17 protein-coding genes and 1 pseudogene are annotated in these 19,010 nt (G+C 68.2%); 6 read left to right on the top strand and 12 right to left on the bottom strand.

Annotated features, from left to right (window positions below; genetic code table 11):
* Positions 1-65: 65 nt before the first annotated feature.
* From ABIE51_RS15745 to ABIE51_RS15725, 5 genes are read right to left on the bottom strand one after another with little or no spacing between them, the layout of a single operon-like run.
* Positions 66-1,310 carry a cysteine desulfurase gene (locus ABIE51_RS15745; RefSeq protein ID WP_192631410.1) on the bottom strand — a complete coding sequence of 415 codons (1,245 nt, stop codon included), beginning with the start codon at positions 1,308-1,310 and terminating at the stop codon, positions 66-68.
* A gap of 24 nt (positions 1,311-1,334) precedes the next feature.
* Positions 1,335-2,633: a Fe-S cluster assembly protein SufD gene (gene sufD, locus ABIE51_RS15740; protein WP_192631409.1), complete on the bottom strand. Its 1,299-nt coding sequence runs from the start codon at positions 2,631-2,633 to the stop codon at positions 1,335-1,337.
* 1 nt (position 2,634) lies between these two features.
* A complete protein-coding gene (gene sufC, locus ABIE51_RS15735) occupies positions 2,635-3,399 on the bottom strand; it encodes a Fe-S cluster assembly ATPase SufC (protein WP_157030925.1) in 765 nt (254 codons plus the stop codon).
* A gap of 44 nt (positions 3,400-3,443) precedes the next feature.
* Positions 3,444-4,907 carry a Fe-S cluster assembly protein SufB gene (sufB, locus tag ABIE51_RS15730; RefSeq protein WP_115842510.1) on the bottom strand — a complete coding sequence of 488 codons (1,464 nt, stop codon included), beginning with the start codon at positions 4,905-4,907 and terminating at the stop codon, positions 3,444-3,446.
* A 15-nt stretch (positions 4,908-4,922) separates the two neighbouring features.
* Positions 4,923-5,369, bottom strand: a complete 447-nt coding sequence (locus ABIE51_RS15725) for an SUF system Fe-S cluster assembly regulator (RefSeq protein ID WP_157030924.1) — start codon at positions 5,367-5,369, stop codon at positions 4,923-4,925.
* Positions 5,370-5,602: 233 nt separating this feature from the next.
* Between ABIE51_RS15725 and ABIE51_RS15720 the strand changes: the two are divergent.
* The 3 genes and pseudogenes from ABIE51_RS15720 to ABIE51_RS15710 form a co-directional block, all read left to right on the top strand.
* Positions 5,603-6,064, top strand: a pseudogene (locus ABIE51_RS15720) (SET domain-containing protein); the annotation flags it as partial.
* Positions 6,065-6,376: 312 nt separating this feature from the next.
* The gene (locus ABIE51_RS15715) at positions 6,377-7,186 is read left to right on the top strand and encodes a 3-hydroxybutyrate dehydrogenase (protein WP_192631408.1); all 810 of its coding nucleotides are present in this window, start codon (positions 6,377-6,379) and stop codon (positions 7,184-7,186) included.
* A 236-nt stretch (positions 7,187-7,422) separates the two neighbouring features.
* Positions 7,423-9,642, top strand: a complete 2,220-nt coding sequence (locus ABIE51_RS15710) for a DUF5916 domain-containing protein (protein WP_192631407.1) — start codon at positions 7,423-7,425, stop codon at positions 9,640-9,642.
* A 204-nt stretch (positions 9,643-9,846) separates the two neighbouring features.
* Here the strand turns inward: ABIE51_RS15710 and ABIE51_RS15705 are convergent, their stop codons facing one another.
* The 6 genes from ABIE51_RS15705 to fusA all read right to left on the bottom strand — a co-directional run bounded on the left by ABIE51_RS15705 (position 9,847) and on the right by fusA (position 15,831).
* Positions 9,847-10,305, bottom strand: coding sequence for a putative toxin-antitoxin system toxin component, PIN family (locus tag ABIE51_RS15705; protein ID WP_192631406.1), 459 nt, complete (start codon positions 10,303-10,305; stop codon positions 9,847-9,849).
* A gap of 15 nt (positions 10,306-10,320) precedes the next feature.
* The gene (locus tag ABIE51_RS15700; protein ID WP_192631405.1) at positions 10,321-11,004 is read right to left on the bottom strand and encodes a hypothetical protein; all 684 of its coding nucleotides are present in this window, start codon (positions 11,002-11,004) and stop codon (positions 10,321-10,323) included.
* A 4-nt stretch (positions 11,005-11,008) separates the two neighbouring features.
* Positions 11,009-11,575: a DUF1439 domain-containing protein gene (locus tag ABIE51_RS15695; RefSeq protein WP_192631404.1), complete on the bottom strand. Its 567-nt coding sequence runs from the start codon at positions 11,573-11,575 to the stop codon at positions 11,009-11,011.
* A gap of 136 nt (positions 11,576-11,711) precedes the next feature.
* Positions 11,712-12,353, bottom strand: a complete 642-nt coding sequence (locus ABIE51_RS15690; protein ID WP_192631403.1) for a LysE family translocator — start codon at positions 12,351-12,353, stop codon at positions 11,712-11,714.
* A 97-nt stretch (positions 12,354-12,450) separates the two neighbouring features.
* Positions 12,451-13,698, bottom strand: a complete 1,248-nt coding sequence (locus tag ABIE51_RS15685; RefSeq protein ID WP_192631402.1) for a DUF2272 domain-containing protein — start codon at positions 13,696-13,698, stop codon at positions 12,451-12,453.
* Between the two features lie 90 nt (positions 13,699-13,788).
* Positions 13,789-15,831: an elongation factor G gene (gene fusA, locus ABIE51_RS15680; protein ID WP_192631401.1), complete on the bottom strand. Its 2,043-nt coding sequence runs from the start codon at positions 15,829-15,831 to the stop codon at positions 13,789-13,791.
* A gap of 277 nt (positions 15,832-16,108) precedes the next feature.
* On the opposite strand from fusA, the gene ABIE51_RS15675 reads away from it, so the two are divergent.
* The 3 genes from ABIE51_RS15675 (at position 16,109) to ABIE51_RS15665 (ending at position 17,996) form a co-directional block, all read left to right on the top strand.
* Positions 16,109-16,546: an OsmC family protein gene (locus ABIE51_RS15675; RefSeq protein ID WP_115842500.1), complete on the top strand. Its 438-nt coding sequence runs from the start codon at positions 16,109-16,111 to the stop codon at positions 16,544-16,546.
* Between the two features lie 91 nt (positions 16,547-16,637).
* Complete coding sequence (locus tag ABIE51_RS15670) at positions 16,638-17,258, top strand: alpha/beta fold hydrolase (RefSeq protein WP_354504467.1); 621 nt, start codon at positions 16,638-16,640, stop codon at positions 17,256-17,258.
* Between the two features lie 102 nt (positions 17,259-17,360).
* On the top strand, positions 17,361-17,996 hold the full coding sequence (locus ABIE51_RS15665; RefSeq protein ID WP_115842498.1) for a glycine zipper 2TM domain-containing protein: 636 nt from the start codon (positions 17,361-17,363) through the stop codon (positions 17,994-17,996).
* A gap of 97 nt (positions 17,997-18,093) precedes the next feature.
* On the opposite strand, the gene ABIE51_RS15660 is transcribed toward ABIE51_RS15665, so the two are convergent.
* Complete coding sequence (locus ABIE51_RS15660) at positions 18,094-18,975, bottom strand: PhzF family phenazine biosynthesis protein (protein WP_192631399.1); 882 nt, start codon at positions 18,973-18,975, stop codon at positions 18,094-18,096.
* Positions 18,976-19,010: the final 35 nt, after the last annotated feature.

Genomic DNA, 19,010 nt, shown 5'->3' with positions numbered 1-19,010 from the left:
AGAGCGGGCAGGCGGCCATTCTCCAGCGTGATCGCGGCGGTGTCATCCGGCGCGATGCGCGACGTTTACCCCAGCAGCCGGCGGACCTTCTGCAGCCCGGCGACGAACGCCTCGATTTCTTCGTGCGTGTTGTAGAACGCCAGCGACGCGCGGCACGTGGCCGGCACGCCGAAGTGCTGCATCAGCGGGTGCGCGCAGTGGTGGCCCGAACGGATCGCGACGCCTTCCAGGTCGAGCAGCGTCGCCAGGTCGTGCGCGTGCGCGCCTTCGACCAGGAAGCTCACGACCGCGGCCTTCTCGCGCGCCTGTCCGAAGATGCGCAGGCCCTCGACCTTCGACAGCGCCTCGTTGAAGTGCGCCAGAAGTTCCTGCTCGCGCGCCTCGATGTTGGTCATGCCGAGGCCGGAGAGATAGTCGACCGCGGCGCCAAGACCGACGAAGCCGGCGATGTTCGGCGTGCCCGCTTCGAACTTGTGCGGCGCGTCGTTGAAGACGGTGCCTTCGAAACGCACTTCCTTGATCATCTCGCCACCGCCGATGAACGGAGGCATGGCGGCGAGGTGTTCGCGACGCGCCCACAGTGCGCCGGTGCCGGTGGGACCGGACATCTTGTGGCCGGTGAAGGCGTAGAAATCGCAGCCGATGGATGCGATATCCACCGCGCGATGCGGAACTGCCTGCGAGCCGTCGACGACCGTGACGATGCCGCGCTTGCGCGCTTCGCGGCAGATCTCGCGTACCGGGTTCACCGTGCCCAGTACGTTGGACACGTGCGTGAGCGAAAGCAGCTTCACCTCGGGCGTAAGCAGCGAATACAGCTGCGCCAGGTCGAGCTCGCCGCGTTCGTCGATCTCGGCGACCTTGATCACGGCGCCCGTGCGCTGCGCGACGAGCTGCCACGGCACGATGTTGGCGTGGTGCTCCATTCGCGTGAGCACGATCGCGTCGCCAGCCTTCAGCTGCGGCAGTGCCCACGAATACGCGACGAGGTTCAGCGCGAACGTCGTGCCGCTGCACAGCACCAGTTCGTCGCCGCGAACGTTGAGGAACTTCGCCAGCTTCGATCGCGCGCCTTCGTACGCTTCCGTCGCCTCGGTGCCGAGCGCGTGCACGGCGCGGCTGACGTTGGCGTTGTGGCGGCGGTAGAAGTCGTCGACGGCATCGATCACCGCATCGGGTTTCTGCCCGGTGTTGGCCGAATCGAAATAGACCAGCGGCTTGCCGTGCACCTGCCGCGTGAGCAGCGGGAAGTCGGCGCGCACGCGGGCCCAGTCGATGGCGTTCGTCGAGTCGGTGGCGGGAAGGTTCATGCGTGCTCCATTCAGGCGCGCCGGTCAGGCGGCGCCGAGGCGTTCCAGCGAGGCGTCCAGGCGGGCTTCGAGCGCCGTGCGCAGCGCGTCGCCGGGCTCGAACACCGACAGGGTCTCGCGGCAGAACGCCGCGGTGAGCAGGGCGCGCGCCTGTTCGGACGAGAGGCCGCGGCTGCGCAGGTAGAACAGCGCCGTCTGGTCGAGCTGGCCGACGGTCGCGCCATGCGCGGCCTGCACTTCGTCGGCGTGGATTTCGAGCACCGGCTGCGTATCGATTTCGGCGCCTTCGCTCAGCAGCAGGTTCTTGTTCGACAGCTGTGCGTTGGTGCCATCGGCGCCTTCGCGGATCAGGATGCCGCCGTGGAACGCGGCCTTGGAACGGCCGGCCGCCATGCCACGCCACGTGAGTTCGCACGCGGTATCGCGGCCGACGTGATCGATGCCCAGCCGCGTATCGATATGGCGCTTGCCCGATGCGAGCAGCACACCGTTCGCGTGCAGGCGCGCGTTGTTTCCGTGGAGCGCGGCGTTGAGTTCGTGACGCGACAGGCCGGCGCCGAGTTCGAGGTCGAGGCGGCGATAGTCGGCCTCTTTCGCCAGCACCGCATCGGTGCGCGCCATCAGCGTCGCGCCGGCCGCCTCGTCCTGCACGCGCGCGTGGCGCAGCGTGGCGTTCGTGCCGAGGTGCACGTGCGTCAGCTGATTGGCGAGATGGTTGTGCGCGCCTTGGGCGAGATGGTGCTCGACCACGACCAGCGAGGCGTTGTCGCGAAGTTCGATGAGGTGGCGCAGATGCCAGGCTTGGTCGGCCTGCGCGGGCGCGCCAATGAAGACGATGTGGATCGGCTGCGTCGACTGCGCGCCCGATTCGGCGCGAAGCACGACGCCATCGTCGGCGAGGGCGGCGTTGAGGCGCGCGAAGATCTCATCGCTGCGATCGAAGCGGCGCGCGAGGAAGTTGGCCTCGCGCGGCTCGCCTTCGACCAGCACCTGCGAAAGCGGTTGCAGCGTCACGCCCGACGACAGACCCGAGAGGTCGCTGTGCGACACATCGAAACGACCGTTGACGAAAACGATGCGCGGCGCCGGAATATCCGCCAGCAGCGCATCATCGAACGTCGCGATCGAGGCCGAAGGCGCGGCGAACGCGCGGCGTTCCAGCGCTCGCAGCGGCGTGTACTTCCACGCTTCCACGCGCGCGTGCGGAACGCCGTCGCGCAGCACGGCATCGAGCGCGGCGCGGCGGGTTTCGCCCAACCCGGCGGCCTCGCGGGATAGAAGCGATTCGAAAGCGGTGGCGAAGGAATCGAGCAGGGCGCTCATGTCACGCGCTCGCCGCCGGGGTGATGCGTTCCTTCACCCACGCATAGCCGTGCTGTTCCAGCTCGAGCGCGAGCTCCGGGCCGCCCGTCTCGACGATGCGGCCATCGGCCAGCACGTGCACGACGTCGGGCTTGATGTAGTCGAGCAGGCGCTGGTAGTGCGTGATCACGAGGAACGCACGCTCGGGCGAGCGCAGCGCGTTCACGCCGTCGGCGACGGCCTTGAGCGCGTCGATGTCCAGGCCCGAATCGGTTTCGTCGAGGATCGCCAGCTTCGGTTCGAGCAGCGCGAGCTGGAAGATCTCGTTGCGCTTCTTCTCGCCGCCGGAGAAGCCTTCGTTGACGCCGCGATGCAGCAGTTCGTCCTTCAGGTGCAGCACGGCCAGCTTCTCGCGCACGAGCTTGAGGAACTGCATCGAATCCAGCTCGCTCTCGCCACGCGCCTTGCGCTGCGCGTTGAGCGCGCTGCGCAGGAAGTAGGTGTTGTTCACGCCCGGGATCTCGACCGGGTACTGGAACGCGAGGAACACGCCGGTCGCGGCGCGCTCTTCCGGCTCCAGGGCGAGCAGGTCCTGGCCTTCGAACGTCACGGTGCCGGCGGTGACCTCGTAGCCTTCGCGGCCGGCGAGCACGTTTCCGAGCGTGGACTTGCCGGCGCCGTTGGGCCCCATCACCGCGTGCACCTGGCCGGGCGTGAGTTCCAGCGTGAGGCCCTTGAGGATCTCCTTGCCGGCGACGGAGACGTGGAGGTTTTCGATCTTGAGCATGGGGGCGTGATTCGCGATTCGTGAGTTTTGATTCGAACGGTGCGTCAGCCGACGCTGCCTTCCAGCGATACTTCCAGCAGCTTCTTGGCTTCCACCGCGAACTCCATCGGCAGCTCGCGGAAGACGCTCTTGCAGAAGCCGTCGACGATCATCGACACGGCGTCTTCCTCGGAGATGCCGCGCGAGCGGCAATAGAACAGCTGGTCGTCGCTGATCTTGGAGGTGGTCGCTTCGTGTTCGACCGTCGCGCCGGGGTGTTTCACTTCGATGTACGGGAAGGTGTGCGCGCCGCACTTCTTGCCGATCAGCAGGCTGTCGCACTGCGTGTGGTTGCGCGCGCCTTCGGCCGAGCCGAGCACCTTCACCAGGCCGCGGTAGGTGTTCTGGCCGCGGCCGGCGCTGATGCCCTTGCTGACGATCTTGCTCTTGGTGCGCTTGCCGACGTGGACCATCTTGGTGCCGGTGTCGGCCTGCTGGCGATGGTGCGTGAGCGCGACCGAATAGAACTCGCCGACCGAGTCGTCGCCGACCAGCACGCACGACGGGTACTTCCACGTGATCGCCGAGCCGGTTTCGACTTGCGTCCAGCTGATCTTGCTGCGCGCGCCACGGCATTCGCCGCGCTTGGTCACGAAGTTGTAGATGCCGCCGACGCCGTTCTCGTCGCCCGGGTACCAGTTCTGGACGGTGGAGTACTTGATCTCCGCATCGTCCAGCGCGACCAGTTCGACGACCGCCGCGTGCAGCTGGTTCTCGTCGCGCATCGGCGCGGTGCAGCCTTCCAGATAGGAAACGTAGCTGCCTTCCTCGGCGATGATCAGCGTGCGCTCGAACTGGCCGGTGCCCATCGCGTTGATGCGGAAGTAGGTGCTCAGTTCCATCGGGCAGCGCACGCCCTTGGGGATGAACACGAAGCTGCCGTCGGAGAACACCGCCGAGTTCAGCGCGGCGAAGTAGTTGTCGCCGGTCGGGACCACGGTGCCTAGGTACTTCTTCACCAGCTCCGGATGGTCGTGCAGCGCCTCCGACAGCGAGCAGAAGATGATGCCCTTCTCCGCCAGTTCCTTGCGGAACGTGGTGCCGACGGAGACCGAGTCGAACACGGCATCGACCGCGACGCCGGCGAGCTTGGCGCGCTCGTGCAGCGGCACGCCGAGCTTCTCGTAGGTGTCGAGCAGTTCCTGCGGGACGTCGTCGAGCGAGGCGTACTTGGCCTTCGGCGCGGAGTAGTAGCTCACCGCCTGCAGGTCGATCGGCGCGATGTTGAGCTTGGCCCAGTGCGGCATCGGCATCGTCAGGAAGTGCCGGTACGCCGCCAGGCGCCAGTCGGTCATCCACTCCGGCTCGTTCTTCTTGGCCGAGAGCGCGCGGATCACGTCCTCGTTGAGGCCGGGCGGGAGGCTGTCGGATTCGATGTCCGTGACGAAGCCGGCCTCGTACTTGCGGCCGAGCTGCTCATGGATCTCGCGATTCTCGAGCGGGTGGTTTTCCAGGATTTCGGTGGCCATGGGGCTGCCTACTTCTCAAGCCAGGTGCAGGTCGATGGACCTGCGGGGTGGTTCGTTGGGCGGCGGGGCGAGCATCTGCGCGAGCGTTACCGCGCGCAGCGCCTCCACCACCACGTCGTTGATGCGGCGCCAGTTGGCGCGTACGCCGCAGGACTGTTCCAGGCCGCAGCTGCCGGTGTGAACGCTGCATTCGGTCATGGCCAGCGGCCCTTCCATGGCCTCGACGATTTCGATCAGGCCGATGTCGCCGGCCGGCCGGGCGAGCCGATAGCCGCCGTTCGCGCCCCGGAACCCCTCCACCAGCCCGGCCTGGGCCAGCGGCTTGAGCACCTTGGCGACGGTCGTCGCCTCCAGGCCCGAGCGTTCGGCCAGTTCGGAGGCGCTGAGCACGGCATCGTCGCCATGGGCGAGGGCGGTCATGACGACCGTGGCGTAGTCGGTGAGCTTGGTGACGCGGAGCATGGGGCACTGCAGGTTGAATCCGTACCGGAATTGTACGTTTTACGGCGGCCGAGGCCAAGGGCGTGCCGGATCGGCGATTCAGGCTTGCCGTACGTGCGGCTGGTTCCGGTGGCCTCGGCGCTTGAGGGCGGACGCGCGGCGGCTCTCGTGACGGGGATGTCGTGATTGGCGCGCGATGGCGATGTCGCGCGGATCCGTACAGAATGGCCGCTTTCACCCAACCGGACCTCCGCATGCCGCGCAAGATCGTCGCCCGTCGTTCCGCCATCCATGGCAACGGTGTTTTCGCCGTCGCCCCGATCGCCAAGGGCGAACGCATCGTGGAGTACAAGGGCCGCCGCCGCACCCATGACGAAGTCGACGCCGACGTCAGCGGCGACCCGGATTCGGGCCACACCTTCCTCTTCACGCTGAACGAGGAATACGTCATCGACGCCAACTACGAAGGCGGCGTGGCGCGCTGGATCAACCACAGCTGCTCGCCCAACTGCGAGGCGGTGCTGGAAGAGGCCGACGGCGACGACCGCACGAAGGACCGCGTGTTCATCGAGGCGATCCGCGACATCAAGCCGGGCCAGGAGCTGTCGTACAACTACGGCATCACGCTCGAGGAAAAGCACACGCCCGAGCTGAAGAAGATCTGGGAATGCCGCTGCGGCTCGCGCAACTGCACCGGCACGCTGCTGCAGCCCAAGACGCCGAAGAAGGCGAAGAAGGCCGCTTCGAAGTCGAAGAAGACCGCTGGGAAGAAGGCCGCGACCGGCACGAAGCGCGGTGCGAAGAAGACCGGCGCCAGCAAGACCGGCGCGAAGAAGGGCGTGCGCAAGGCCGCCTGATCCAGCTGTCACGCGCCCCGGGGATTCCGGGGCCGCGTGCGGGAACGGCTCCGCCGCAATCCCGAAACCGACCTCCCGTACCATCGAACAATGGCGCGCCCGCCGACGCATCGACACACTGCGTCCGCGCCCTTGGCGCAGTCCCGTGCATCGATCGATCAGGAGCCCCGCATGACCCAGTCCCGCGCCCTCGACGGCCAGACCGCCCTCGTCACCGGCGCCGCCAGCGGCATCGGACGGGAAATCGCGTTCGAACTCGCCCGCGCCGGCGCGGCGGTGGTCATCGCCGATCTGAACGAGGCCGGCGCGCAGGCCGTCGCAGCGGAGATCGAAGGGCAGGGCGGCAAGGCGCTGGGCGTCGCGATGGACGTCACCGACGAGGCCGCCGTGAACGCCGGCGTTGCGCGCGCGAATGACGCGTTCGGCAGCGTGGACATCCTCGTGTCGAATGCGGGCATCCAGATCGTCAATCCGATCGACCAGTTCGCCTATGCCGACTGGAAGAAGATGCTGGCGATCCACCTCGACGGCGCGTTTCTCACGACCAAGGCCGTGCTGCCGCACATGTACGGCACGAAGCCCGACGGAAGCCACCGCGGCGGCACCGTCATCTACATGGGCTCGGTGCACTCGCACCTGGCCTCGCCGCTGAAGTCCGCCTACGTGACGGCCAAGCACGGCCTGCTCGGCCTGTCGCGCACGCTCGCGAAGGAAGGCGCGAAGCACGGCGTTCGCAGCCACGTCGTTTGCCCCGGCTTCGTGCGCACCCCGCTGGTGGACAAGCAGATTCCCGAACAGGCGAAGGAACTGGGCATCAGCGAGGAAGAGGTCGTCAGCCGCGTGATGCTGGGCAACACGGTCGACGGCATCTTCACCACTGTCGAGGACGTCGCGCGCACCGTGCGCTTCCTTGCTGAATTCCCGACGGCGGCCTTCACGGGGCAGAGCTTCGTCGTCAGTCACGGCTGGCACATGCAATAGCGGACGCCGCCGTCGTGTGACGGCGCTCCACAACCCGAGATGCGCGACGCATCGAAAGGGTTGCCATGACTCACGCCACTGCGTAGGGTTCGCCGCGCCGCTTAGTCTGCGCCTCGCCCGGGCATCACGCCGCGAGCCGGCACGAAGCCGCCCCTCCAGCACGGACCGCCGGTGGATGCGCGAACGCGCAACCGGAACCACGCGCTGGGCCACATGGACCGCGAAGACCCCAACGCATGCGCGCACCGCTGCTCCTCATCCTGGCCGTCGTTTCCACGCCCGTGTTCGCCGTGGAAATCGATGGCCGTATCGACCCCGCCGAATGGCAGGGCGCACGTCACGTCACCGATTTCCGCAAGGTCCAGCCGTTGTCGCTGGAGCCGGGCACGCTGCCGACCGAGGGCTGGATCCTTGCGACGCCCGAAGGCCTCGCCATCGCGATGCGCAACCAGCAGCCGGTGGACACGCGCACGCGCCAGCGTGTGCGGCGCGACTTCGAGGAGCAGGTCGATCGCGTCAACCTGATGATCGATTACGACGGCGACGCGCGCACCGGCTACAACTTCACGGTCTCCTCGACCGACGGCATCGCCGATGCGGTGATCACCAACGAAAACCAGTTCAACGACGACTGGGACGGCAACTGGCGGCATGCCGTCAGCGAGGATGAGACGTCGTGGTCGGTCGAGATGCTGATTCCCTGGTACATCGCGCCGATGCGCGAGGGCAAGGACGGCGTGCGCACGGTGAAGATCTACCTGGACCGCGTGATCGGTTCGACCGGCGAGCGCTCGGCATGGCCGGGCGCGAGCTACACGCGGCCGCGCTTTTTGTCCGACTTCGCGCCGGTGGAAATGCCGCAGTACGACCAGTCGCTGCTTGCCGTCACGCCGTACGTGTCGGGCCTGTACGACAACATCAGCGGCGGCAGCGACTTCGACGCCGGCGCCGACATCTTCTGGAAGCCGAACGGGCAGTTCCAGCTCTCGGGCACGATCAACCCGGATTTCGGCCAGGTCGAAAGCGACGACCTCGTCATCAACTTCGACGCCACCGAAACCTTCATCAGCGACAAGCGCCCGTTCTTCACCGAGAACCAGGGCATCTTCGAGTTCACCACGCCGTCGGACTACAGCCAGCTCCTGTACACGCGTCGCGTGGGCGGGCCGGCCGACGACGGCAACGGCGCGGGCGACATCACCGCGGCGGTGAAGCTCAACGGCAGCATCGGCGCGACGAAGTACGGCGTGTTCGCCGCCGACGAAGCCGATGAAGTCGGCCGCACGTTCGGCGCGGTGCGCGTGGTGCGCGACCTCGCCAAGCAGAACCTCGGCGCGATGGTGACCTACGTCGACCGGCCATTCCTCGATCGCACCGCCACCGTGATGGGCGTGGACCACAACTGGCGCCCGACGGCCCGCGTGAGCGTGGAAACGCGCGTGATCGGCAGCCAGATCGACGAGCACGGCCGCACCACCGACGACAACGGCGCGACGATGTGGGTCAACTACGAGATGGACCACGGCTGGCGCCAGCAGTGGCTTGCGATGCATTTCGGCAACGAGCTGGAAATCAACGATTTCGGTTACCTGCAGCGCAACAGCACCAACTACCTCAACTGGCAGGTGATGCGCCGCTTCACCGATCTTCCGAAGGAATCGCGTTACGCGTCGAAGGACTGGCGCGCGCGCATCAGCGGCACCGACAACGACCACGGTGACCGGCTGCAGCGCCAGCTGCGCATCAGCCGCGAAGGCAACCTGCGCAACGGCAGCTACGAGTACGCGCAGATCAACATCAACACCTCGGGCGTGGACGACCTGCTCACGCGCGGCAACGGCGTGGTCGACAAGCCGTCCAACTTCAACGCGTACTTCGAATACGAACGGCCGCGCAAGGGCGACTGGGCGTGGGATACCGAGGCCGAAGTGTTCTCCGGCGGCCTCGCCGGCAACGACAAGATCGGCTACAACCTGCGCGTGCAGCCGACGTACTTCATCAGCGACGCGTTCAGCGTGTACCTGGGCGGCTTCTACGAGCGCATCCCGAGCTGGCTGGTGTGGCAGGAAGACAACCTGATCGGCGAGTTCAACGAACGCATGCTGCAGATCGACGCCGGTCTGGACTGGACGATCACGAACAAGCAGGAACTGCGCGTGAAGATGCAGGCGATCGGCCTGGACGCGGGCCTGGAGCAGGCATACCGCGTGCAGCCGGGCGGCGCGTCGATCGCATCGGACGACGTGGTGAACGACTTCAGCGTGCGCAACCTGGGCTTCCAGGTGCGTTATCGCTACGAGATCGCGCCGCTGTCGTACCTGTACGTGGTGTACGGCCGCGGTGGCTACCAGCAGGATCCGTTCACCGAGCGCCCCGGCGATCTGCTGCGCGACAGCCTGGAACTGCGCGACGACGAGCAACTGCTGGTGAAGCTGAGTTATCGGTTCGAGCTTTGAGGCCGTTGCTCTGATTGAGGTTCACGCTGTGCGTGGTTACCTAAAGCATCGTCATCCCAGCGAAAGCTGGGATCCATCCTGGTTCTCTCCGATAGGCAAAGCGCAGATGGATTCCAGCTTTCGCTGGAATGACGAGTGTGTGGTTTCCGTCAAAACGCCTGGGTCCCGTCTTTCGCCGGGATGACGACGCAGGGCCACGACGATCTAGGGCGCTGATGGTCCGCGCGCAGCCACCCACTCCACCGCCGTCAGAATCTCGAACCACCCCTCGCGCTTCGTCCGGCGTGCCAGCTTCAGCAGCGCCTCGTCCCGGCTGAGCAGCCATCGCGCGCCGCACGCGGCTGCGAGTTCGAGGAACTTCTGATCGTCCGGATCCGCGCAGCGCGGCAGCGCGAACGCATGCGTGTCGTCGAACGCGCGCATCGCGGCGTCGTACGCGGCCAGTTGCTTCGCACGCGCCGCGTCGTCCAGGCGCAACACCGGATACGCCAGCACGCGTTCCCATTCGCTGCGGCATGCCTGGCTGGTGGCACCGATCACGGCGCCCGAGTCCAGTGCCTCGCGCAACGCGGACACCGCCGGGTCGCGGAAGACGAACAGGTCGAGGCACACGTTGGTGTCCAGCACGATGCGCGGCGGCGCATCGGCGAATGACCCGCTCATGTCACGCCGCGCGCGTCACGGCGCCACTTCGCGGATGTCGGCCGTGCCGATGCGCCACGCGCGCTGGTCGGCGGTGGCGCCATCGACCACGGCGCGGCGCAGCGTGTACGCGCCGACGAAACGCTGCTGGCGGCCGTCGGCGTGCGTGGCGGTCAACGCGACCGGTATTTCCACATAGCGCGAACCCGCGGCGGCATCCACGCGGCCCGGCGCCATGATCTCGACCGACACGCCGGTCGTGTCGGCGAAACCGGCGGCGAACTGCTCCGGCGTCTGGTTGCTCGAGCGTCCGCCGTCGGACCACAGCGCATACGCCTGCGCGAAATCGCGGCGATTGATGGCGGCGTAGTAGTCGCGGATGACGGCGACGGCATCGTCCACGGTGGGCTCGTTCGTCGCGATGTCGGTCGGCGGCGCGTTCGGATCGACCGGCGCCGCCGTCGCAGCGAGCGGGTCTTCCGCCGGCAACACGGGATTGCCTTCGGCATCCAGCGCCACGGTCTCTTCGGGCTTGGGCGGCCCGACCACGCCGGGGCCGGGCTCGTCTGGCATCCCGGTCACGCTGCCGCGTGCGCCGGCCGGGGCGGGCAGCGCTTCGGTGTCGTCGCCGGAAGCGCCGGGCGCGCGCGACTTGTCGCCGCCGCACGCCGACAGGGCGGCCGCGCAGGCGAGGAGAAAGGCGAAGCGGAACTGCGTCATTGCATCAATCCAGGTGGACGACGACGTTGCCATTCTCGATGGCGGTGGTGCCGATGCGGCGTGAACCCAGGCGGTCGAGCAGGCTGTTGTCGAGGCGGTAGACGGGTTCCTCGCGCGCGTACTCGGCCAGCCACGAATTGAGCATGGCGCGCGCGCTGGCGTTCATCGCGCCTCCCAGTGCCGGCACGTCGACGTTCTCGATGCGCGGGTCCTGCAGGTGCAGGCCGCGCGTGGACGGATCGAAACGCAGCGCGCTGGTCAGCGCGAACCGGCCCGAGGCCTTGCTGCTGTCGCTGCCCAATGCGCCGAGGCCCACATCGAAATCCAGCCGCAGGCGGTTGCCGTCCTGGGGGATCGACAGGCGCGGATTCATCAGCGTGAGCGAGACCAGGCCGCCGAGCTTGTCGTAATGCTTCGGGAAATTGCGATCGAGCGAATGCTGCAGCTGCATCGGCGTGAATCGCACGTCGTCGCCGAGCAGCGCGCCGACTGTCGAGCAGGCGGACAGCAGCGCGACGGCGAGGGCGAAGAGGACGGCGAGGGGAAATCGGAGAGTGCGGCGCGGGTCCATCTCAAGCTCCACGGGGATGCCCGGACGATACCCGCGCCGCATGAACAACACCACTCGATCGGCGGCGTGCGGCGATGCTAGCGTCCCGCCGTCCACGCCGGGTGATGGCCCGACGAGCGGACGTCGCGACGGTCGATCAGCCGCGTTGCTGCATCGCCAGGCGCAGGCCGAGGCCGATGAAGAGCGTGCCGGTCGCGCGCTGCGTCCAGCGTCCCGCGCCGCCGGCGAGGCGTCGGCCGAAACGGCCCGCGGCGAAGCTCAGGAAGAGGTCGTTGCAGAAACCGATCACGGCCAGCAGCGCGCCCAGGACGAAGAACTGCAGCCACACCCAGCCGCGTTCGGGATGCACGAACTGCGGCAGGAAGGCGAGGAAAAACAGCGCCACCTTCGGATTGAGCACGCCGGTCACGACCGAGCGCAGGTAGACGCTGCGGCCGGATGCGCGTGGTTTCGGTGCGTCGGCATCGGTGGTTGCGGTGTCGGCGTCGCCGCTGCGCCAGGCCTTGATCCCGAGCCACACCAGATAGGCCGCGCCGAGGTACTTCACGAATTCGAACGCCATCGCCGACGTTGCCAGCAGCGCCGACAGGCCGAGCCCCGCGGCGAGCGCATGCAGCAGCGTCGCCGTTTCCAGGCCGAGGCCCGCCTGGATTCCGCGCTTCGTCCCGCCCGCGAAACTCTGCGCCAGGATCCACGCCGTGCCGGGCCCGGGCAGCAGCACCAGCACGAGGGCCGCGGCGAGATAGGCGAGCAGGGTCGTCGTGTCGAACAGGTGCATGGCGGCGCGCGGACGTCGGTGGGGCGCTCAGGGTACGCGCGTCTGGTCGCAGGCGGGGATGCGCGCGGCGCAACGGATCGTCGCGACGCCTGCACCGTCAGGGCGATGCCGCATCCGCAGGCTTCGCGCGCGCCCCGCGCGCCTGCACCGGCACCGGCGGCTGCCCGCGACGCGCGCCCGCGTAGCGCGCGTAATCGCGGTAGAGCATCTGCACCGTCGGCGTGCCGTCGAGGTCGTGTGCGACCTTGCCGCCCGCGCGCGGTTTGAGCACCGCGAACCAGCGGTGCGCGCCGATCACGTCCGCGTCGGTCAGCGGTCGCCCCTTCGTGTCGGTCGCGACCACCGACAGCGTCACCGCATGGTTGACGTTCCCGCCGATGGCGTAGAGCCGGTTGTTCTTGACGTCGGTCTTCACCACCAGGTCGCAGTGCAGCGCGTTCGACGGGCTGTTGCCGGTGCGGACGTCGGCGATGGACGCGAACGAACTGTCCCCGCGCGAGGTGCACAGCAGGTCGCCGGCATCTGGCGTCGCCTCGGTGAGGTCGTAGGCGACGAACGCATGGTTCGGATCCTGCCCATCCCGCGCGCGCATCGCGGCGCGCACGTAGTCGATGTGGCCGCCGCTGCGGCGGAACTGGTCGGTCGACAGGCCGGCCTCGCACGCCAGCCACGAAATGAACGCAGCCGACCACGGCATCGCCCAGCCGGCCTCGTGCCAGCCGTAGTTGACGATGCTCTGCACGCGCATGGCTTCCTCGTTGCCGGTCGCGGCCCAGTAGCCGGCGATGGCGCCGGCCACCGCTTCGTCGTCCTCCATCAGCCCGAGGCGTGGCGCCTGGCGCAGCACGCGATCGCCGATGGAGGCGTTGCGATCGGGCGAGATGATCTCGACCACGCCCGACGGCTGCGGCACGCGCGGCACGATCGCCGCCGGCTCCACCGCCATGTCGAGGATGGGCATGCCGAAGTACGCCCACTCGGCGGTCGCCAGGTCGATCATGCGGGCGCGGTAATCACCGGCCGCGCGAATCGACGGACAGGAACTGGTGGCGATGCGATACCCCGCCGCGCGCGCGGGCGCGTAGCCGCCGTCGGGCGTTCGGCGATACAGCGGTTCGAAGCGGTTCTCGCCGACGCGCACCATCATCGGCGGCGCTTCGTCGGCGCGCGAGTAGATCACGCGCAGTGCGGGATCGGGAAAGCCGGAGGGACGTGGGAAGGCGGGGATCGCGCGGCTCGCGCTGCGTGCCGTCTGCGCCCACGCCGGCAGGCTCGCGAACATTGCCAGGCTCATGCCGAAGGCGACCATCAGGACGGTCGGCAGCGTGTGTCGTGTCGATCGCATGGGCGCGCTCATCCGTAGCGGAGCGCACAGAGTGGCCACTGGCGCGTGAAGCCGGCATCGCGTCGCGCGCGTGCCGGCCCCGCGGGCGGGTCAATCCTCTTCGTGCCGGGGCTTGTAGGCCTCGACCAGCTTCTGCTGCACGTTCGACGGCACCGGTTCGTAGTGGCTGAAATCCAGCGAATACCGACCGCGGCCCGCGGTCACGGACTTCAGTTCGGCCGCATAGCCCTCGAGCTCGGATAGCGGAACCTGCGCCTTCACGACGATCTCGTTGCCGCGCACGCTGTCGGTGCCGCTGATGCGCGCGCGCTTGCTCGCCAGGCCGCCGCTGACATCGCCCATGTGCTGCTCGGGCGCGTTGACCTCCAGCTCGACGATGGGTTCGAGCACCTGCGGCCGCGCCTTGCCGATCGCATCGAGGAACGCCTTCTTCCCCGCGGCGACGAACGCGACTTCCTTGCTGTCCACCGGATGGTGCTTTCCGTCGTAGACGATCACGCGCACGTCCTGGATCGGATACCCCGCCAGCGCGCCGCTCTGCAGCACCTGGCGCACGCCTTTCTCCACCGCCGGCATGAACTGGCCGGGGATCGTGCCGCCCTTCACCTCGTCGACGAATTCGAAACCGGTGCCGCGTGGCAGCGGTTCGATGCGCAGGAACACCTCGCCGAACTGGCCCGCGCCGCCGGTCTGCTTCTTGTGGCGATGATGGCCCTCGGCCTTGCCGCTCACGGTTTCGCGATAAGCGATGCGCGGCGGACGCGAAGTCACTTCCACGCCGTAGCGTTCCTTCAGCCGCTCCAGGTTGATGCGCAGGTGCAGGTCCGAGAGCCCGCGGATCACGGTCTCGTTGGTTTCGGCTTCGTGTTCGACGACGAAGCACGGGTCTTCCTCGGACAGCTTGTGCAGTGCCGTCGCCAGTTTCTGCTCCTGTCCCTTGCTCGCCGCTTCGACCGCGAGGCCGAACATCGGGCGCGGGAAATCCAGCGGCGACAGGTGGATCTGGTCCTCGTCGTGGCTGTCGTGCAGCACCGCGTCGAAGTGCAGTTCCTCGACCTTCGCCACCGCGGCGATGTCGCCGGGAATCGCCTGCTCGATCTCGACGTGATCCTTGCCGCGCAGCTTGAACAGATGGCCGACCTTGAACGGCTTCTTGCCGTCGTCGACGAACAACTGCGTGTCCTTCTTCACCGTGCCCTGGTGCACGCGGAACACGCCGAGCTTGCCGACGAAAGGGTCGTTGACGATCTTGAAGACGTCGGCGATGACGTGCGCCCTCGGATCCGGCGCGGCCTGGATACGCGTGCGCTCCGGGCCTTTCTCGTACGGCGGCTCGTTGGCTTCGGCGGGGTTCGGAAACCAGCGTTCGGCGACGTCCAGCAGTTCGCCGATGCCGGCACCCGTCCGGGCCGAGCAGAACAGCACCGGCACCAGATGCCCTTCGCGCAGGCACTGCTCGAACGCGTCGTGCAGTTCGTCTCCGGACAGGCCTTCCTCGCCGAGGTCCAGGTAATGCTCCATCACCGTTTCGTTGATCTCGACGATCTGGTCGATGATCTTCTGGTGCCAGTCGGCCACGGGCCCGAGGTCGCTGTCGCCCTGCGGGTTGATCAGGCAGTCGACGACTTTCTTGCCGCCATCCGCGGGCAGGTTGAGCGGCAGGCATTCGGGGCCGAAGGTCTCGCGCAGGTCGGCCAGTACGCCTTCGAGCGACGCGCCTTCGTGGTCGATCTTGTTGACGATGATCGCCCGGCACAGGTTGCGGCCGCGGGCGTACTCCATCATGCGGCGCGTACCGTATTCCACGCCGGCGGCGGCATCGACGACGACCGCCACCGTTTCCACCGCACCCAGCGCCGACAGCGCGGGGCCGCGAAAGTCCGGGTAGCCGGGAGTGTCGATCAGGTTCACGTGCATGCCGGCGTGGTCGATGCTGGCGATGCTGGCGTCGATGGAATGGCCGCGTTGCTTCTCGATCGGATCGAAGTCGGACACCGTGCTGCCGCGTTCGATCGTGCCTGCCGTCTGGAGTGCGCCGCCGGCCTGCAGCAGGGCTTCGAAGAGCGTGGTTTTGCCGGCGCCGGGGTGGCCTGCCAGGGCCACGTTGCGGATGGATTGTGTGCTGTAGGACATGAGCGGACTTCTCCCGTGAGGGTGGGAAGGCCGTCATGGCTGTCCGGCGCTGCGCCTGCGCGAAGGGGGCGCTCGGCGGGCGGTCATGGCGGGTGCCGGCGGGGGCCGGGAGCGAAAGCCTCGCGCAAGGGGGAGGGGTGGTCAAGCCGGCGAGGGGCGAAGTGGGCAACGACGACGGATTTCACGCCGCCTCGGCGAAGCGGCCCGCATGCGCATGCGCGGCTAACGTCCGCCACGCTAGGCTGCACGCTCTTTCACCCCACGAAGGAGTAGCGAAATGGCATTCAAGCGTACGGCCGAGGCGGTGTGGCGCGGCGACCTGCAGGGCGGAAAAGGCGCACTTTCCACGCCCCAGAGCGGCTTGTTCACCGACCAGAACTACTCCTTCAAGACGCGCTTCGGCGACGAGAAGGGCACCAATCCCGAGGAGCTGCTGGCCGCCGCGCACGCGGGCTGCTTCTCGATGGCGCTGTCGGCGGTGATGACCAAGGCCGGCTCGCCACCCGACACCATCCAGACCCGCGCTGAAGTGACGATGGAGCCGGGGATGGACCCGGGGCCGACGGTCACGGGGGTGAACCTGGTCGTCACGGGCAAGGCGCCGGGCGTGGACGAGGCGACCTTCCAGCAGTACGCCGAAGCGGCCAAGGCCGGCTGCGTCATCTCGCGCGCGCTGTCTGTGCCGGTGACGCTCCAGGCCTCGTTGCAGGGCTGATCGGGCTTGATGGCGACCAATGCGATCCGCCGCGCCGTGCTGGTGCACGGCGCAGGCGGGGGCGGCTGGGAATGGCAACGTGTGGCGACGGGTGTTCGCCGCGCTCGGCATCGAGGCGCAGGCGCTGGACCTCCAGCCGGCCGAAGATGGCCTTGAGGCCACGGGATTTGCCGATTACGCCGCGCAGGTGAGCACCGCGCTCGAAGCGTCGCCGCGTCCGTGCGCGGTGGTCGGCGCCAGCCTCGGGGGCCTGCTCGCGATGGTGTGCGCCGATGCGGCCGATGCGTTGGTGCTGGTCAATCCGCTGCCACCCGCGCCATGGGTGGAAGATCTTCCTTCACGCGAATGGCCCGACGTGGTGGCGTGGCAGCGGGACGCTCGCCTCGGCTCGACGCGGCGCGCGCTGCCCGATTCGGACGAGGCCACCGCGCTGTTCGCCTTCCGGCGGTGGCGCGATGAGTCCGGCCTCGTGCTCCGCCAGGCGCATGCCGGACTGCTGCTGGACGCGCCCGCCTGCCCGACGCTGTGCATCGCGTCCTCGCAGGATGAGGACGTCCCGCCCGAGGTGACGGCCGAACTCGCGCGCGCCTGGGACGCGGACCTGTTGCGTGTCGCCTCGCCGGGCCATGTCGGTCCGCTGCTCGGGCGCGGTGCGGCCGCGGTGGCGACACAGGCCGCGGCCTGGCTGACGGCGCGGCTGTCGGCACGGTAAATCCCCGTCGCGCCTGCGCCCATGTGAAGGCGTGGATTCAGCACCCATTGCCCGCGGCGGCCGGACGATGCGCGCACGCCCTTCCGGCGCCGGAGCCTCCCCATGAATCGCCTGATCGTCGCTTCCCTCGCGCTGGCCGCCGCCGCGAGCGGTTCGGTGCACGCGCAGTCCTACCCGCAGTCGTATCCCCAATACGGTTCGACCAGCAGCAGCGACTACGCGCGCGTGGTCCGCGTCGATCCCGTGTTCGACCGTTACGAAACCAGCGCGCCGCAGCAGCGCTGCTACGAGCGCCCGACCTACGTCGGCGGCGACGGCTATCGCAATGACGGCTATTACAGCGGCGGCGATCCGTACGGCGGAAGCTCGTATCCGTCGGGAACGCAGACCGGACGCACGGTCTCGACGATCGTCGGCACCATCGTCGGCGCCGCCGTCGGCAGCCAGATCGGCGGCGGAAGCGCGCGGTATGCGACGTCGGCGATCGGCTCCGTCGTCGGCGGCATGGCCGGCCGGCAGATCTACGACCAGAACCAGGCGCAGCGCGAACGCGTCGGCACCGTGCGCGTCTGCGATCCGGTGTATGAAGGCGACGGCTACTACTCCTCGCGCAACGGCAGCCGAAACGCGAGCGCGTACGACGTCACCTACGAGTACGCCGGTCGCACCTACACCACGCGCACGAGCTACGACCCGGGCGACCGCATCCGCGTGCGGGTGAACGTCACGCCGGAGTAATCGGGTTTCGCCGTAGCCCGGGTGGGCGAAGGGCACCCGGGCAGGACGCGTAAAGCCCGAGTCGTAACCCGGGCTATCAAACTGCAGGGAGCCTTTCTCAGGCCCAGTCGATCGTCCCGCGCACGACGTTGCACACCTGTCCGCCGGACCACACCTCGCCGTCCGCATCCACGCGCAACTGCAGGCGGGCATCGAAACCGACTTCGCGCCCTTGGCTCACCGTGTATCGACCGCCGGTGCCGGGCAGGGCGTCGTTGTGCTTGAGCCACGCGGCGAGCGTGGCGTTGGCCGCGCCCGAAGCGGCGTCCTCGAACCGAGCCGGCGCGCCGACGAATGCACGCACGACCAGGTCGTAATCGCGGCCTGCATCGGCGCGGGCGAAGGCGCACAGTCCCATCGTTTCGGTGGTCTCGGCCAGGTGCGCGATGGCGTCCCAGTCCGGCGTCGCGTCGCGCAGCGCCGATTCGCTGGCGACTTCGGCGAGCCACCAGCGGCGTCCGCCGTCCATCAGCGCCGGCGGCAGCGCGCCCGGTTCCAGTGCAGCCAGCGCCGCCGCCAGGCGCGCATCGCCCGCTTCGGCAACCTCGACCACCCGCGCGCGCGGCGTGCGCACCGCGATCGTGCGCGTCGTTCCGCTGCCTTCGACCGACAGCGGAAGCGTTCCGGCCGCGCCTTCCTGCACGATCCGGCCGTCGACGAGTTCGGCCAGCCCCGCGTCGAGCACGACGTGCGCCGTGCCCACGCTCGGATGCCCCGCGAACGGCACTTCGCGCCGCGGACTGAACATGCGCACGCGGTAGGCCGCGCCGGGCTGCGTGGGCGGGAAAACGAAGGTGGTTTCGGGCAAACGCGTCCAGCGGGCGATGGCCTGCATGCGGGCATCGTCCAGGCCCTGCGCGTCCAGCACGACGGCCAGCGGATTGCCGGCACCGGGCCGGTCGGCGAACACATCCAGTTGCAGGTAGCGGCGAAGCGTCATTCGGCGGGGGTCCGAGTGGAATATTCGACTAGAAT

Origin of the sequence: Lysobacter sp. OAE881 (assembly GCF_040546665.1) — a bacterium.
GTDB classification, from domain to species: domain Bacteria; phylum Pseudomonadota; class Gammaproteobacteria; order Xanthomonadales; family Xanthomonadaceae; genus Lysobacter_J; species Lysobacter_J soli.
This window is presented reverse-complemented; position numbering and strand designations above follow the sequence as displayed.

Coding starts and splice junctions, on each gene's coding strand:
- ABIE51_RS15745 (WP_192631410.1), bottom strand. CDS start 1,310: ATGAACCTTCCCGCCACCGACTCGACGAACGCCATCGACTGGGCCCGC.
- sufD (WP_192631409.1), bottom strand. CDS start 2,633: ATGAGCGCCCTGCTCGATTCCTTCGCCACCGCTTTCGAATCGCTTCTA.
- sufC (WP_157030925.1), bottom strand. CDS start 3,399: ATGCTCAAGATCGAAAACCTCCACGTCTCCGTCGCCGGCAAGGAGATC.
- sufB (WP_115842510.1), bottom strand. CDS start 4,907: ATGGCCACCGAAATCCTGGAAAACCACCCGCTCGAGAATCGCGAGATC.
- ABIE51_RS15725 (WP_157030924.1), bottom strand. CDS start 5,369: ATGCTCCGCGTCACCAAGCTCACCGACTACGCCACGGTCGTCATGACC.
- ABIE51_RS15715 (WP_192631408.1), top strand. CDS start 6,377: ATGACCCAGTCCCGCGCCCTCGACGGCCAGACCGCCCTCGTCACCGGC.
- ABIE51_RS15710 (WP_192631407.1), top strand. CDS start 7,423: ATGCGCGCACCGCTGCTCCTCATCCTGGCCGTCGTTTCCACGCCCGTG.
- ABIE51_RS15705 (WP_192631406.1), bottom strand. CDS start 10,305: ATGAGCGGGTCATTCGCCGATGCGCCGCCGCGCATCGTGCTGGACACC.
- ABIE51_RS15700 (WP_192631405.1), bottom strand. CDS start 11,004: ATGACGCAGTTCCGCTTCGCCTTTCTCCTCGCCTGCGCGGCCGCCCTG.
- ABIE51_RS15695 (WP_192631404.1), bottom strand. CDS start 11,575: ATGGACCCGCGCCGCACTCTCCGATTTCCCCTCGCCGTCCTCTTCGCC.
- ABIE51_RS15690 (WP_192631403.1), bottom strand. CDS start 12,353: ATGCACCTGTTCGACACGACGACCCTGCTCGCCTATCTCGCCGCGGCC.
- ABIE51_RS15685 (WP_192631402.1), bottom strand. CDS start 13,698: ATGCGATCGACACGACACACGCTGCCGACCGTCCTGATGGTCGCCTTC.
- fusA (WP_192631401.1), bottom strand. CDS start 15,831: ATGTCCTACAGCACACAATCCATCCGCAACGTGGCCCTGGCAGGCCAC.
- ABIE51_RS15675 (WP_115842500.1), top strand. CDS start 16,109: ATGGCATTCAAGCGTACGGCCGAGGCGGTGTGGCGCGGCGACCTGCAG.
- ABIE51_RS15665 (WP_115842498.1), top strand. CDS start 17,361: ATGAATCGCCTGATCGTCGCTTCCCTCGCGCTGGCCGCCGCCGCGAGC.
- ABIE51_RS15660 (WP_192631399.1), bottom strand. CDS start 18,975: ATGACGCTTCGCCGCTACCTGCAACTGGATGTGTTCGCCGACCGGCCC.